Origin of the sequence: Bacillus fonticola (assembly GCF_012955605.1) — a bacterium.
Lineage (GTDB): Bacteria > Bacillota > Bacilli > Bacillales > JC228 > Bacillus_CG > Bacillus_CG fonticola.
This window is the reverse complement of sequence record NZ_CP052135.1, coordinates 1832531-1848182: the sequence shown is the minus strand read 5'-3', so window position 1 is coordinate 1848182 and position 15652 is coordinate 1832531. Positions and strand designations below refer to the sequence as shown.

The following is a 15652-nucleotide window of genomic DNA, read 5'->3' as shown; positions in this document are numbered from 1 at the left end:
AGAAATACAAGTGACGTGGTGTTGTTAATAGGGGTTGCGGTAAATTCAGAATGACTCAGGACGGTAAATCCAACATATCCAGACTTCGGGCGGTAAATCCAAATCCAGGAGAATATATCCGCGAACAGGGGCAGATATCCGCGGTCAGGGGCAGATATCCGCGATCAGGAGAATATATCCGCGAACAGGAGCCGATATCCGCGATTGGGAGAATATATCCGCGAACGGGGGCAGATATCCGCGAACAGGGGCAGATATCCGCGAACAGGAGCCGATATCCGCGAACAGGGGCAGATATCCGCGAACAGGAGCCGATATCCGCGATTGGGAGAATATATCCGCGAACGGGGGCAGATATCCGCGAACAGGGGCAGATATCCGCGAACAGGGGCAGATATCCGCGGTCAGGAGAATATATCCGCGGTCAGGGGCAGATATCCGCGGTCAGGAGAATATATCCGCGGTCAGAGGCAGATATCCGCGAACAGAGGCAGATATCCGCGATCAGGAGAATATATCCGCGGTCAGGGGCAGATATCCGCGAACACGAGAATATATCCGCGAACAGGGGCAGATATCCGCGATCAGGAGAATATATCCGCGAACAGGGGCAGATATCCGCGGTCAGGAGAATATATCCGCGGTCAGAGGCAGATATCCGCGAACAGGAGCCGATATCCGCGAACAGGGGCAGATATCCGCGGTCAGAGGCAGATATCCAGACTCGGTGAAGAATGCTCAGACAATTGGATTAAATACATAGAGAAAACTGATGCTTTACTCCACTTTCCGCATGTCCCGCTCTAGGCGCTAGAAAATCGCTCCGTAAAAGTCAAAAAAACGACTTTCACTCCGGCTCAGGGACGAGTGGGATCCCCTAGGCAAGCACCCTTCGCTTTTCGTCTGTCTAGCTCCGGGTGCTAGGGGACCGCACGTCGTTCCTTCACCTCCGTAAAAGTCAAAAAACGACTTTCACTCCGGCTCAGGGACGAGTGGGATCCCCTGGGCAAGCACCCTTCGCTTTTCGTCTGTCTAGCTCCGGGTGCTAGGGGACCGCACGTCGTTCCTTCACCTCCGTAAAAGTCAAAAAACGACTTTCACTCCGGCTCAGGGACGAGTGGGATCCCCTAGGCAAGCACCCTTCGCTTTTCGTATTTCCCAAGTTTTTCTGCAATTTTTGTTGCACATTGCCGATAGGTTATGATAATCTACTATCAGAATTGACGCGAGAAACATATGTTTTTCGCGGGATTCTGTATGGGGAGTGTATAGTTTTCGCAAAATTTGTCTACGAATGTAGTACAAGAAAATATGCTTCTCTTTAGGAGCTCTCAACCATTTTGGGAGGAGGTGAATGGCATGAACAAAACAGAACTTATTAACGCTGTAGCAGAATCAAGTGATATTTCGAAAAAAGAAGCAACAAAGGCTGTTGACGCTGTTTTTGATACAATTTCAAAAGCACTTCAAGAAGGTGACAAAGTCCAATTGATTGGTTTTGGTAACTTTGAAGTACGTGAGCGTGCAGCTCGTAAAGGACGGAATCCACAAACTGGTGACGAAATTGAAATCGCAGCGAGCAAAGTTCCTGCATTCAAGCCTGGTAAAGCCCTGAAGGATGCTGTGAAATAACATACATAGACGGGCAAAGGACTGGTGATGCACCAGTCCTTTTTTGTGATGAAAAAGAATTATTCACGATACTAGAGTTGCTTTAATAGAAAAGCGCACCGATCGATCGGTGGATGGAACTTTTAAACGTGATAGTGTAGAAAGAGCACTTTCGCCAAAGTATTTTTTTGCGGAAGCTTTTCACGTTGTGCTAGTATACAAATTGTATAGTTTTTGTAGGGGGAAACAACGTGAAAGAAGTTAACCATGAACAAATAGAGCAGGCAGTGCGTCTCATTTTGGAAGCAGTAGGAGAAAATCCCGATCGAGAGGGCTTGTTAGATACACCAAAGAGAGTAGCTAGAATGTACAGTGAGGTTTTCCAAGGGCTTAACCAAGACCCAGAGGAATACTTTGAAACGATCTTTTCAGAAGATCATGAGGAGCTTGTTTTCGTAAAGGACATTCCGTTCTTTTCCATGTGTGAGCACCACCTTGTTCCGTTTTTTGGAAAAGCTCATGTTGCTTACATTCCCAAGGACGGAAAGGTAGCGGGATTGAGTAAGCTGGCACGTGCAGTTGAAGCTGTTGCTAAACGTCCACAGTTACAAGAGCGCATTACAGCTACAGTTGCAGATTCCATTATGAATAAACTCACGCCACATGGAGCTTTTGTAATCGTGGAAGCAGAGCATATGTGTATGACGATGCGTGGAGTGAAAAAGCCTGGTTCGAAAACGATAACAATGGCTGCGCGTGGTGTTTTTAAAGAAGATAGCACGAAGCGGCAAGAAATTTTGGCGCTATTACACCAATCGTAAGTTGAAGTGTACGAGGAGGGAAATGGTGTGAAGTATGCAAAGGACTCAGAGTACATTGTCATTCGAGCGTTAGAGGATGGTGTACAGGTGATCGGCCTTACTAGGGGGACAGATACCCGATTTCATCATGCAGAAAAGTTGGACAAAGGGGAAGTGATGGTAGCTCAGTTCACGGAGCACACATCTGCGGTAAAAGTTCGAGGTAAGGCGACATTATATACAGCGTATGGTGAGGTGGAAAGCGAAGGGAAGAAATAGCCTTTCGCTTTTTTCATGCTCGCACGATGCGAGTAGGGCGGATGTTGCGCTCGCGATGTCGCGATCTTAATTCGCCTTCCTTTTTTAAACGTAAATTCCGACTTTTGTTCTGTTTTTATGTTATACTTGTCCTGTTTGTAACAGCACACGGTAGTAGATGTTTCAAGGAATTTACAATAAATAAAGATTCCTACTTGAAATGAAGGGTGATTTCACTTGGATCATTTGAAACGTTGGGTGGCGGATGTAAAAGAAGAGATCATAACAGCCCTACACCACCCTTACTTAGCAAAATACATAAAACAACCTGAGCTAGATGAAGACAAGCTCTTATTGGTGACAGCCCTCTTTCATGATAAAGAATGGCCGGAAAGAGAAGCAAACCCTTGTATTCTGGCAACAATGTTTATGCAGATGGCGTTGGACACTCATGAGGATGTACACGAAGAGGAGCAGCCATTAATGGTTCGGCAATTAACGGTATTAGCAGGAGACTACTACAGTGGCCTGTTTTATTCCATTCTTGCAAAGCATTCGCTGTCTTCTTTTATCCCTTCCCTTTCTGAGGGCATTAAAGAAGTCAACGAGTCGAAAATGGCTCTTTATGAACCGTCTACACATCCGATGACAGCTGTTGAAGAATGGGTGCGCTCTATTGAAACAACAGAATCTGCTTTATATTGCCGACTGGCAGACAGACTTTATGCTACTAGTTTTCGCCCACTATTACAGGCGATTTTACTATGGAAACGACTCATCCATATACGCGATGTCTGGGAACAATCACGACTTTCCTCTATGGCATTCCTTCGCTATCAACACATTTTATTTCCGCACGTAGAAGGTGAACTAACGAGTGAACAGCGCCAACATGTCACGAACACTTTACAGCAACTCGTTCAGCAAACAAGTGAACGTGTCGAGAGGGTAGTGAACGAGAGGACAAGTTTACCGGCGTATCTTGTGGAAAGAATTCACGAAATGCTCCGAGATGAACTGAGCATATCCAACATGAAGTTAGCGGAAGAAGGGTAATGTGATGGCAACGAAGGAAGAACGCGTCCATAAAGTATTCGAAAAAATTTCAGGTCAGTACGATCAAATGAATAGTGTGATTAGCTTTTCACTTCACAAACGATGGCGGAATGATACGATGCGAATTCTGCAAGTACGACAAGGTCAACAGGCGCTGGATGTTTGTTGTGGAACAGGTGATTGGACAATTTCTTTGGCGGAAGCAGTGGGTCCTACAGGCACTGTATGTGGGCTCGATTTCAGTCAAAATATGTTAAACGTTGGGATTGAAAAAACAAAACAGCTCCCGCAAGTAAATATGGTTCACGGCAATGCGATGGAACTGCCCTACGAGGATAATACTTTCGATGTTGTCACCATTGGTTTTGGCCTACGGAATGTACCAGATTTGCACCAAGTACTAAGAGAGATGTACCGTGTTGTAAAGCCAGGAGGGAAGTGCGCCTGCTTAGAGACCTCACAGCCGACGATGCCTATTTATAAACAGCTCTATTACGGCTATTTTCGTTTTATTATGCCGTTGTTCGGTAGATTGTTTGCGAAAAGTTACGAGGAGTATTCTTGGCTACAAGAATCAGCACGAGATTTTCCGAACCGTAACACATTAAAAGCGTACTTCCACCAGGCTGGTTTTTCAGATGTGTTTGTAAAATCATACAGCGGTGGAGCAGCAGCATTGCATATTGGATCTAAACAAAAGTAGATGTTCAACAAGAAAATGACCGTAAAACGGATTGTATGAGTGTAGGTGGGTCGATCATGAAATTAAATGTTCTGTACTCTTTTATGCAAAGGGATTTGCAGAAAATTGAACGTGCGTTGGAAGAGGCAATCACTGCACAATCTCCTGTGCTCCACGATGCATCCCTCCATTTATTGCAGGCTGGAGGAAAACGGATTCGGCCTGTGTTTGTGTTACTAGCTGGACAGTTTGGAACGTATGATTTTGAGCGGATGAAGCAAGTGGCGGTAGCGTTGGAGTGTATTCATATGGCCTCACTTGTGCACGATGATGTGATCGATGATGCCGTTTTAAGAAGAGGCGAACCTACGATTAAAGCCAAATGGGACAATCGAATCGCCATGTATACGGGAGATTACATTTTCGCACAATCACTGCAAACATTTTCAACACTACAATCTTCGAAGGCACACGAAATATTGGCCCATACGATTGTTGAGGTTTGTGTTGGAGAAATTGACCAAATTGAAGACAAATATCGTTATGATCAAACGGTACGAGATTATCTGCGTCGTATTAAGCGCAAGACCGCTCTCTTGATCGCGTCGAGTTGCCAACTTGGAGCACTTGCTGCTGGTGTAGAGGATGAGGTACATGAAACCCTCTATAAATTTGGGTATTACGTTGGTATGGCGTATCAAATTACCGATGATTTACTAGACTTAACGGGAACAGAGGAAGAACTTGGAAAACCAGCAGGAAGCGATTTATGGCAAGGGAACTTGACACTCCCTGTCTTGTATGCTCTTGAACACCCAACAGCAAAGACTCAAGTAAAAAAGGTTCATCCTAACATAACAAAAGAGGAGCTCACACCTATAATCGCTGCGATTAAAGGCACGGATGCGCTCGATCGGTCTTATGAACTGAGTCAACGGTACTTGAAGAAGGCTCATGCATGCTTGGACAGACTCCCGAATAATCGCGCGAACAAAACGTTCAGAAACATTGCCAACTACATTGGGAAACGCAAATTTTAATATCTCAATCTCTGTTAATTTATCCTTAGTTATGTCTTTTTCGTGTAGTCTGCTCTCTTAATAAAAAGAGAGTTTTTTAAACATGATAGAAGTTGAAACGCATAGAAAATGTTTTAGCCCGTTGTTCGTTCTATAAAGAATGGAAGATCCTCTTAAGAAAGCGTTGCCAAATCCTCGTTCCATTGCTACTATGGATTTTGGACAAGCGTATGATTTACAACAAAGTAGGAGTGTGAATAATGGAAAAGACTTTTTTAATGGTGAAACCAGATGGCGTACAACGTAATGTGATTGGTGACGTCGTAGCTCGTTTTGAACGCAAAGGCTTTCAACTTGTTGGTGCTAAATTGATGCTCATAACGGAAGAAATGGCGAAAACTCATTACGCTGAACATACAGAGCGTCCATTCTTTGGAGAGCTCGTCGACTTTATTACATCAGGTCCTGTTTTTGCGATGGTGTGGGAAGGTGAAGGCGTGATTACAACAGCTCGCACGATGATGGGTGCTACAAACCCACAAGACGCTCTTCCAGGCACAATCCGAGGTGATTTTGCTGTTACGGTTGGAAAAAACATCATTCACGGATCAGATTCTAGTGAGAGTGCAGAGCGTGAAATTGGCATTTTCTTTAAAAACGAAGAGCTTGTTGAATACAGCAAAGCTATTACAACGTGGACAGTATAAATTTCCATAGGAGGAGGTCGACATTTATTGTCGGTCTCTTTTTTGTTGTCCATACGATTGTTTTATTTACTTCACTTTTTTCTTCTTGGTGTCGATATAGAGAAGGGAAACGTGAAATGGTGTGGAAAGAAGGCGACCGCCGTGGGGGATCAACAGGACTATGCGCAGTTTGTAAAGACATTTCAAACGCTTACAGGGATAGACTTAGCTAAGTATAAGGAAGCACAAATGAAACGGAGGATTACCTCGCTTTATGAAAAACGAGGCTTTTCGTCGTTTCGCGCCTATACAAAAGGATTGCAGGCAGAAAAAAGCTTGCTTATAGAATGTGTAGATCGAATGACCATCAACGTCTCAGAGTTTTTCCGCAATCCAACTCAATGGGAAATTTTTCAACAGGATATTCTCCCTGCATACGCGTCTAAACAAAATTCGCCTGTGTCCGTTTGGAGTGCGGCTTGCTCTACTGGAGAAGAGCCATATACACTTGCTATGATTTTAAGTGATCTGTATCCGCTTAGTAAGCTGAAGGTGTTGGCTACAGATTTAGATAACACCGTGTTAGAGCATGCACGACACGGTATTTATACTGAAAAAGCGATCCGGGAAGTGGACAAATCATACCGAGATTTGTTCCTTGAACAAAAAGGGATTTTATTTCATGTAAAGTCGGAGTTAAAGCGGTCCGTACAATTTCAAAAACACAACCTATTGCATGACCCGTATCCGAAACAGATGGATTGTATCGTATGTCGAAACGTTCTTATCTATTTTACGGAAGAAGCAAAGGAAAAGGTGTACAGAAGCTTTCATGAAAGTTTAAAACAAGGTGGAGTTTTGTTTGTTGGCAGCACAGAACAAATGTTTCACCCAGAGCGTTTCGGTTTTCGTTCCATCCGCCCCTTTTTTTATGAGAAGATTTAGGATAAAGGCTTGGTTTATATAGACTAAAAAGGGTTGTAACGAAAAGTAATCGTTACAATCCTTTTTAGTCGGGGGATTTTTTTTGCTAATATGCTTTTCACTACTTCTGATTTCCTGCCCTTTCAAAACTACTTAGCTTTAGCGTTTCAAAATCAGTCAAATCATGTAAAAGCTTCACCAATTACCCTGAGCTACATATGTATTCTACCTTCTCACTCCTCACACACTATGATATAGTGGTGAAAACAGAATTCTTTAATGAGTTGAAGGGGGAAAGAGAAGTGCGGTATTTGACATCTGGAGAGTCTCATGGGCCACAGCTTACGGCCATTATTGAAGGCTTACCTGCACAACTTCCTGTAACAAGAGAATCCATTGATACTGAATTAATTCGTCGCCAAAAAGGTCACGGGCGAGGGCGACGTATGCAAATTGAAAAAGACCGTGTTCAAATTATGAGTGGGGTCAGACATGGACGAACGATCGGTTCACCAGTTGCCCTCGTTGTTGAGAACAAAGATTGGACACATTGGACGAAAATTATGGGGATTGATCCTATTTCTAATGACGAAGAGGCGGAAGTCCGTAGAAAAATTACTCGACCTCGACCGGGACATGCCGACCTAAATGGAGGTATAAAGTACCAACATCGCGATTTGCGTAACGTATTAGAACGCTCCTCTGCCCGGGAAACGACGGTGCGCGTGGCAGTTGGTGCGGTGGCGAAACAATTGCTGCGTGAGTGTGGAATAGAAGTAGCCGGCGTTGTGAAACAAATTGGACATGTTGTCGCTGAAGATAAGCCTTATTCATCTCTAGACGAACTTCGTAAAGTAACGGAAGAGTCTCCTGTACGCGTGTTCGATACTACTAAAGATCAGGAAATGATGGATGCCATAGACAATGCTAAGAAAAATGGAGACTCCATCGGCGGTATCGTTGAAGTGATTGTAGAAGGAATGCCTGCTGGCGTTGGAAGTTATGTACATTATGATCGTAAGCTTGATGCGAAATTAGCTGGTGCCATGCTAAGTATTAATGCGTTTAAAGGTGTAGAGTTCGGTATCGGTTTTGAAGCTGCCGGCCGATTCGGTAGTGAGGTACACGATGAAATTCTCTGGAATAAAGATGAAGGATACACGCGAAAAACCAATCGACTCGGTGGTTTTGAAGGTGGGATGACTACCGGAATGCCGATCGTGGTGCGCGGCGTGATGAAACCTATCCCTACTCTGTACAAACCACTTGACAGTGTTGATATTGATACGAAAGAAGTATTTCAAGCCAGTATTGAACGCAGCGACAGCTGTGCGGTGCCAGCAGCTAGTGTAGTAGCTGAAAACGTCATTGCATGGGAAGTGGCGAATGCCTTGATGGAACAGTTTAGCAGTGACACATTAGAAGATTTACAAGCCGCTATCACTAAGCAACGCAAACTGGCTATGGAGTTTTAAGCAATGACAACTTCTTATCAAATCCGCGCTCATAAACCGTATGAAGTGACCATTGGGGAGGGGGTTTCCTCTACACTTCCAGCCATCTTGTCAGGAATGACACCCGCTCCATCAACGGTTGTTGTGATTACAGATGAGCATGTGAATCCACTATATGGCCAATCCTTGTATGAACCATGTGCTCAAGTCTTCCCAATGAAGCGGCTTGTGCTTCCAGCAGGAGAACAAACAAAATCGTTTTCTACATTTGAAAATATCCTTACAACCTTACTAGAATGGCAGCTTGATCGGCAGTGTGTCCTTGTTGCCCTTGGTGGCGGGGTGGTAGGTGATGTAACCGGTTTTGTGGCAGCAAGTTTTTTACGAGGTGTTCGCTTCTTGCAAGTGCCGACCACTTTGCTCGCACATGATAGTGCTGTAGGAGGGAAAACGGGCATCAATCATTCTCAAGGTAAAAATTTAATCGGTGCCTTTTATCACCCAGAGCATGTATTGTATGATGTTTCGTTTCTCGACACGCTACCAGAGCGTGAACTACGATCTGGCTTTGCAGAGCTCGTGAAAGAGGGGCTTATTGGAGATAAGGAACTTTATGGGGAGTTACGTACTGTTACTAGTTTACGCGAAGTTACAAAAGAGCAATGGACACGTTGGATTGTTCGGGGGATTGCGGTTAAAGAAAGAATCGTTCACGAGGATGAACGTGAACAAGGTGTTCGGGCAGTATTGAACTTTGGTCACACACTCGGTCATGCGTTAGAAAAGGAAGCTGGGTATGGCGTTTTGACTCATGGAGAGGCAGTTTTCATTGGCATGGTAACTGCTCTAAGAATGAGTCAGGAGCACTATTCCTTCGATTTTCCTATAGCTGAATTTTGCCAATGGGCTGAAGAATTAGGCTATGAAACGAGTATTCCTAGTAGCTTATCGATCGATCAGCTTCTTAGTGCAATGAAGCTCGATAAAAAAGCGGACCGTGGCGTAATCCGATATTGCTTACTAGAAAAGGTCGGGCGTCCACATGTGGTGTCAGTAGAAGATGCATTCATACGCCGCTTTCTTGAACTGAGTCTGTAAAGAAAAAGGGGGAGAGGTTTATGCTGCGAGGTGTTAGAGGAGCGACAACGATAAAAGTGAATGAGAAAGAGCAGCTCTTCTCACACACGAAACAGTTGCTGGAAGAGATGATACACCAAAACAATATTAAAGCGGAAGATGTCGCTAGTGTGTTTGTTTCGGCTACACCGGATGTGACGTGTGCTTTTCCTGCACAAGTGGTGCGCTCTTTACCAGGATGGGAGTTTGTTCCCGTTATGTGCATGCAAGAAATGGCTGTTCCAGGTTCTATGCCTAAGTGTATTCGCTTAATGATGCATGTGAACACTGATTTGAGGCAACAGGAAATTCACCACGTATACATGGAAAATGCGGTATCATTGCGTCCAGATTTGTCTACGAAAGGGGATTCTTCTAAATGAAATGGATTCAAGCTTTGCAGCAAGTAAAAGCGTATCAGCCGGGAAAAACACCAGAGGAATTGAAGCGGGAACTAGGGTTAGATCGTTTAGTGAAATTGGCATCAAACGAAAATCCTTTTGGTTATTCTTCTGCTGTGGATCGAGCAATACAAGAAGCTAGTTCTTCACCAACGATCTACCCGGATGGGGCGGCGTACGAGTTAAGACAAGTGGTTAGTGCGCAACTTGGAGTGTCACCTCAACAACTGATTTTCGGAAATGGTTCTGATGAAGTAATTCGAATGGTGACCAGCGCTCTCATCGGTCCAGGTCGTAATTCGGTCATGCCGGCTCCGTCATTTTCACAATACAAGCATAACGTCGCACTCCAAGGTGGAGAAGCACGTGAAATACCGTTATTACCAAACGGGAAGCACGATCGTAAAGGCATGCTGAATGCTATTGATGATGAGACGTCGATTGTATGGATCTGCAGCCCGAACAATCCCACAGGTGACATCATGACCGAGCAAGAACTTGCTGAAATGATGGAACACATTCCTGAAGATGTGCTCGTTGTTGTGGATCAGGCGTATCACGAATACGTTACCGATGAAGATTACACCGATACAACTTCACTTGTTGCACGCTATCCGAACGTGCTCGCGTTACGTACATTCTCAAAGGCTCACGGTCTAGCAGGATTTCGTGTCGGGTACGGAGTGGCTCGTGAGGATGTCATCCAAGCTATTGAACCTGTACGGGAACCGTTCAATGTTAACTCTCTTGGTCAAATTGCTGCCCTAGCATCTATAAAAGACTTAGAATTTGTTAATGCGTGTCGCGAGGAAAACGCCAAGGAACGCAAACGTCTTAAGGAAGGACTAGAAGCGCTCGGTTTATACGTATATCCATCCGAAGCAAACTTTCTATTAGTTGATGTCGGAATGGACAGCGATGAAGCGTTTCAGTACTTGTTGAGAAATGGTTACATTGTGCGAGCAGGAAATGTACTTGGATACCCAACTTGTTTACGAATTACGGTTGGTCAAGCAGAAGACAATACGAATATAATACAGCATATTGCTTCCCTACTTAAGGAAACACAAACTTCCTAGAGATTCTGCTAATAAGAAAGGAACGAATACAATGCCAAAGCGAGCGCTCGTAGTCGGTCTAGGACTTATCGGGGGCTCGATTGCGAAATGTATACAAAAAGCGCACCCCGAGACGATAGTAGAAGGCTATGATCAAAACGACGAAACAAGTAAGCTGGCAAAAATATTGCGAGTTATTGATGAAGAAAATCAAAATGTATTAGAAGCGGCCAGTCGTGCAGATTTTATCGTGCTGGCCACTCCTGTTGAACAAACAGTATCACTGCTAGGGGAGCTTGCCCGAGTCCCTTTGCGCCAAGATTGCCTTGTTATAGATGTGGGGAGCACGAAGCGCCAGGTGATGGAAGCCGCAAAGCCTTTGCAAAATAACGGGGTCACTTTCATTGGGGGGCATCCAATGGCTGGTTCGCATAAAAGTGGTATTCAAGCAGCACGTGATCATTTATTTGAAAATGCCATTTTTGTACTAACGCCTTCAAGTTCTGGTGAAAAAGCGATCAATCAAGCAAAGGAATGGCTACAGGGGACAAAAGCCTCCTTTGTTGTGATGCCTGCAGATGAGCACGATGAGATTACTGGTGTAGTGAGTCATTTTCCGCATTTGGTGGCTGCTTCACTCGTACGACATGCATTTCGTTCGTATGAAGATGAAGAGGCGTTACGTCGATTTGCCGCCGGTGGATTTCGGGATATTACGAGGATTGCTTCTAGTAATCCAACAATGTGGCGAGATATTACGTTACAAAACCGAGATACACTTCTACGGCTGTTGTATTCCTGGAAAGATGAGATGGATGAACTGACCCAAGTCGTTGAGTTAGGAGATGGAACGTCTATTCTTCATTTTTTTCAACGAGCAAAATCGTTTCGTGATGAACTTCCACAAAAGAAAACAGGGCTATTGCCTTCTTTCTTTGACTTGTATGTAGATGTACCAGACGTACCTGGTGTCTTGAGTGAAATTACTGGTCACCTAGCAGAAGAAAGTATTAGTGTAGTCAACATTCGTATCGTGGAGGCGCGGGATGAAGAGGTGATTGGCGTCCTTGTACTTAGTTTTTCTACAGAAGATACAAGATCTTATGCTGCCCATTGTTTAAGGCAACGCACGACTTATGAGGTGACCGAAGCAACGTAACGAGTATAGATGGTGTCGTTATCGTATGATTTCCTTCTTTAGGGAGAGTGTACAAGGAAAGTCAGAGAAGTGATTGTATCAATGGTAAGCTACTCAATTATTTGAGTGGCTCTTTCTTTTCTGTGGAAAAGGGGCGGAGTTACGCAGAATCCTAACATCATGGTAATGATCCTATTACAGAACAAACTTTGGATACTTTTTTCCTAAATAATCCGAGGCCCCACTCGCACCGCCTTGATCGCAACGCCACTGCTTTGTGACCAGTTTTCATGCATGGTTAAGTAACTAGCTCATGAATATTTTTTTAAACACATATTCTCCCATCCCCTCTCATAGCTTGTCTATACAATGAAACTTCATCAGGTGAGTGTGTTCGTAGATAAATAAACCTATCCTACTTGCGTCTACTTCTTACTTTTATGTTGCGTCGGTAGGAACAAGCTAATGAAATTTGGGGGTGGTATTTTAATGCCGTATATTATTTCGAATGCCTCAGTCGTTCGTCACAATGAATTGGTGAGAGAAAGCTTTCTCATCCGTAATGAGCGTATCCATGCAGTGAGACCCTCTTTTCCAAAGGATCAGCTTATGAAGGTGGATGCGTCCCCATACACAATGATGCCGGGTCATGTAGGTGTATTCGAAGCAATTCCTACAGCATGGTCAATGCAACAACTACGAACCTTTTGGATTGAGAATGCCATTACAAAAGGGATGACGACGATCGTGGCGAAAGTGGAAGTTGAGCAGGAGAAGGAATGGCGTTCAGCTCTTCGTTATGCTAGACTTCGTTACAACAATTGCCCGGTTGATTACACGTTAGCGGTGCAACTTCCTCTCTCCCAGCTTACACCGACAGTTGTTCGTCTGTGTGCAAAGGATTCCATCTCCATTTTGTTTCTAGAGATAGGGGAAGACAATAGCGTCGAAAAAATGCCGTGGAGCTTACTCGACAATCACACCTTTGGTTATAAGCCTGTCCTCGTTCCTGTAATCACAGCAGATAAACGTAGAAAAGAGCGGCAATTGCTCAAAGAATGGGCAGATGTACTCGCTTCAACGCGGTTTCCCTACGTTCATACCCCGATGCCAACTGAAGTTCCGTTGTCTCTTGACGTATTGAAACAAATTGGTATTTACCCATACAAAGGATTTTTACATCAAGGTGGCGAAGTAACTTATAACCTCTATGATACCCAAGGCTCACACGATGTGGGTCAGAAAGTCGTTCGCTCCCAGGACGTGAGTGACTCAACGTTGCGCCATGGACGGCGCAATTTTAGTAGAGCTTCATTACTAGGACGTCGCGACCTTAGCCTTGCATCCGCTTTACTTGAGAATCCAAACACTATTCCTTATTATGAATCTAGACTCGTTGTAACGGTACACAAAGGCAACATCTTACGTGCTGGAGAAGAGCTATTTCTTTCACCGGGGCGGGGAGAGGAGTTGCGCATTCGAGTTCCACAATTTTTTAGAGGAGATTTCATCCATGACGGTAGTTGAACAATGTATACAGCAATTAGAAAAAGGGCAGATGACAAAAGCTAAGCGAATGATCGAAGAGGTATCGCAGCATGGTGAGCCAGGAGACCAACTACAGCTAGCTGACGCCCTTAACCAACTAGGTTTTTTAGAAGAGGCTATTCAACTATATAACGTGTTATTAGTTTCGTTTCCGGAAGAACCAGAGCTATTGCTCTCGGCAGCAGAAGCATCTATTGAATTAGACAATGAGGAAGATGCGCTAACACTGTTAGAAAAGGTCCCAGACTCATCCGATCTTTTTTCGCAAGCTCTCCTCATTCAGGCTGACTTATATGAGCGTCAAGGGCTGTTTGAAGTCGCTGAGCGCAAGTTGAAACGGGCATCTCAAATGAATGAAGAGGAACCAGTACTCTTTTTTGCTCTCGGAGAATTGTACGCGTCGTTAGGGCGGTTTGCCGAGGCAACGAACGCATATGAAATGGCTGAGATGCTTGGAGGTGACACGACGCTTCCTTTATCCAATCGTTTTGCCCAAAGCTATGCTGGTGCAGGGAAATTTGAAGAAGCGCTACCTTACTTTGAAAAAGCGTTACAAAAAGAAGTCGATCCTGACCTATTATTCGCATACGGAGTGAGTGCCTACCAGGCTGGTTCTAAACAAACCGCCATTTCGAAGTTAGAAGAGCTCATCAGTATGGACCCCAGTTATCACGGTGCTTACCGACAATTGGCAGTGGCATACGAGTCTGATGAACAGCTTGATAAAGCGATACAAACAATTGAAAAAGGAATTGCACAAGATTCTTTTCAAAAGGAATTGTATTTGCAAGGAGGTAAGCTGGCGTTAAAGACGACAAATGAACAACTTGCAGAAAAGTGGCTTCGAGAAGCCATTGCGCTCGATGCTCAGTATGGTGAAGCTGTGCAAACTTTAAGCTCTCTTCTCCTTAGCAAAGAGCGATACGAGGATGTACTAGAGCTGATTGCCCTTTTTGAAGCCGACGGAGAGGAAGATTCGTTTTTAGACTGGGATGCTGGCAAGAGCTTACGAGAACTTGAGAGATACGAGGATGCATTAAACCGTTACACAAGGGCATATACTGTCTGTAAAGAATACCCCAGTTACTTAGAAGAGTACGGATCATTTCTTCTAGAAGAAGGAAAACATTTGCAAGCCCGAGAAGTATTCCAACTACTGTTACAAACAGACCCGACGAATGCAGAATGGAACGACATCGTAGCGCGATTGTAAGCCAAGGGATCTTGATAGCAGAAAGCTAAAAAACAATTGCAGAGAACGATCAGGAGGAGTAGGAGTCTCATCAAAAAGGGGAGAAAATGGGATGTCGACACCTGTGTCTGTAAATGAGAAGAAAGAGTTTATTCGTTGGTTTTTAAATCATTATCAATTAAAGCGTAGGGAATGTGTGTGGATATTAAACTATTTAATGAGTCACGATCAACTCATGGGAAAAGTGCATTTTGTTGAGTCGTGTGAGCGATGTCCCCGTGGCATCTACATGTCAACCCATTGTGTAGATGACACGCCTTTTAAGTTTTACAAGCAGCACGTTATGACGACGGATGCAGAGAAATCATTTCATGATATACGTTTGAACAGGGAGGAAGACTTATACATTCAACTAAACTTTTATGGTCGGAAAACGAATGCACAATATGCTCTTGTTCTCGAAGAAAATCCACATGCGCCTGTCCCTATTGAGTTGACGGAGAAAGACCACGCTTTAATAGAAGATATGTTGCAGCATAGTCTCATTCAATTTCAAAGTGAGCGATTACGTAACGAAATTGACACAGCTTTAGACAGGGGCGACACTGAAAATTTTTATCTTTTAAGTGCTGCTTTGCAAAAATTGCTTACAGAAAACGTGAAGTAAGTGGGTGTCTGTTCATTAAATATACCCTTGATGACACATAGA

18 protein-coding genes are annotated in these 15652 nt (G+C 44.1%); all 18 read left to right on the top strand.

The features are described from left to right. Positions 1-50 precede the first annotated feature (50 nt). Positions 51-731: a hypothetical protein gene (locus tag HHK01_RS09040; protein ID WP_170007482.1), complete on the top strand. Its 681-nt coding sequence runs from the start codon at positions 51-53 to the stop codon at positions 729-731. 628 nt (positions 732-1359) lie between these two features. Further along, positions 1360-1632, top strand: coding sequence for an HU family DNA-binding protein (locus tag HHK01_RS09035; protein ID WP_170007481.1), 273 nt, complete (start codon positions 1360-1362; stop codon positions 1630-1632). Positions 1633-1862: 230 nt separating this feature from the next. Further along, complete coding sequence (gene folE, locus HHK01_RS09030) at positions 1863-2432, top strand: GTP cyclohydrolase I FolE (RefSeq protein WP_170007480.1); 570 nt, start codon at positions 1863-1865, stop codon at positions 2430-2432. 27 nt (positions 2433-2459) lie between these two features. Next, positions 2460-2690, top strand: a complete 231-nt coding sequence (gene mtrB, locus HHK01_RS09025; RefSeq protein WP_170007479.1) for a trp RNA-binding attenuation protein MtrB — start codon at positions 2460-2462, stop codon at positions 2688-2690. A 216-nt stretch (positions 2691-2906) separates the two neighbouring features. Further along, on the top strand, positions 2907-3725 hold the full coding sequence (locus HHK01_RS09020) for a heptaprenyl diphosphate synthase component 1 (RefSeq protein WP_170007478.1): 819 nt from the start codon (positions 2907-2909) through the stop codon (positions 3723-3725). 4 nt (positions 3726-3729) lie between these two features. Then, positions 3730-4428, top strand: coding sequence for a demethylmenaquinone methyltransferase (locus tag HHK01_RS09015; RefSeq protein WP_407646901.1), 699 nt, complete (start codon positions 3730-3732; stop codon positions 4426-4428). Positions 4429-4484: 56 nt separating this feature from the next. Further along, on the top strand, positions 4485-5447 hold the full coding sequence (gene hepT, locus HHK01_RS09010; RefSeq protein ID WP_170007476.1) for a heptaprenyl diphosphate synthase component II: 963 nt from the start codon (positions 4485-4487) through the stop codon (positions 5445-5447). Between the two features lie 92 nt (positions 5448-5539). Continuing rightward, positions 5540-5683, top strand: a complete 144-nt coding sequence (locus HHK01_RS15585) for a hypothetical protein (RefSeq protein ID WP_228027529.1) — start codon at positions 5540-5542, stop codon at positions 5681-5683. Positions 5684-5686: 3 nt separating this feature from the next. Further along, on the top strand, positions 5687-6133 hold the full coding sequence (gene ndk, locus HHK01_RS09005) for a nucleoside-diphosphate kinase (RefSeq protein ID WP_170007475.1): 447 nt from the start codon (positions 5687-5689) through the stop codon (positions 6131-6133). 141 nt (positions 6134-6274) lie between these two features. Continuing rightward, positions 6275-7057 (top strand): CheR family methyltransferase, encoded by a 783-nt coding sequence (locus HHK01_RS09000; protein ID WP_228027740.1) that lies wholly within the window; start codon positions 6275-6277, stop codon positions 7055-7057. Between the two features lie 281 nt (positions 7058-7338). Next, complete coding sequence (gene aroC / locus HHK01_RS08995; protein WP_170007474.1) at positions 7339-8511, top strand: chorismate synthase; 1173 nt, start codon at positions 7339-7341, stop codon at positions 8509-8511. A 3-nt stretch (positions 8512-8514) separates the two neighbouring features. Further along, a complete protein-coding gene (aroB, locus tag HHK01_RS08990; RefSeq protein WP_170007473.1) occupies positions 8515-9588 on the top strand; it encodes a 3-dehydroquinate synthase in 1074 nt (357 codons plus the stop codon). A gap of 20 nt (positions 9589-9608) precedes the next feature. After that, complete coding sequence (gene aroH / locus HHK01_RS08985) at positions 9609-9989, top strand: chorismate mutase (protein ID WP_170007472.1); 381 nt, start codon at positions 9609-9611, stop codon at positions 9987-9989. Beyond that, positions 9986-11086: a histidinol-phosphate transaminase gene (gene hisC / locus HHK01_RS08980; RefSeq protein ID WP_170007471.1), complete on the top strand. Its 1101-nt coding sequence runs from the start codon at positions 9986-9988 to the stop codon at positions 11084-11086. The genes aroH and hisC overlap by 4 nt, the downstream gene beginning before the upstream one ends. 31 nt (positions 11087-11117) lie before the next feature. Then, a complete protein-coding gene (locus HHK01_RS08975) occupies positions 11118-12224 on the top strand; it encodes a prephenate dehydrogenase (protein ID WP_170007470.1) in 1107 nt (368 codons plus the stop codon). A gap of 468 nt (positions 12225-12692) precedes the next feature. Beyond that, complete coding sequence (locus HHK01_RS08970; protein WP_170007469.1) at positions 12693-13730, top strand: hypothetical protein; 1038 nt, start codon at positions 12693-12695, stop codon at positions 13728-13730. Beyond that, positions 13717-14964, top strand: coding sequence for a tetratricopeptide repeat protein (locus HHK01_RS08965; protein WP_170007468.1), 1248 nt, complete (start codon positions 13717-13719; stop codon positions 14962-14964). Before HHK01_RS08970 ends, HHK01_RS08965 begins: the two co-directional genes overlap by 14 nt. A gap of 91 nt (positions 14965-15055) precedes the next feature. Further along, entirely contained in the window at positions 15056-15610 is a 555-nt protein-coding gene (locus HHK01_RS08960) for a ReoY family proteolytic degradation factor (protein ID WP_170007467.1), read from the top strand. Positions 15611-15652: the final 42 nt, after the last annotated feature.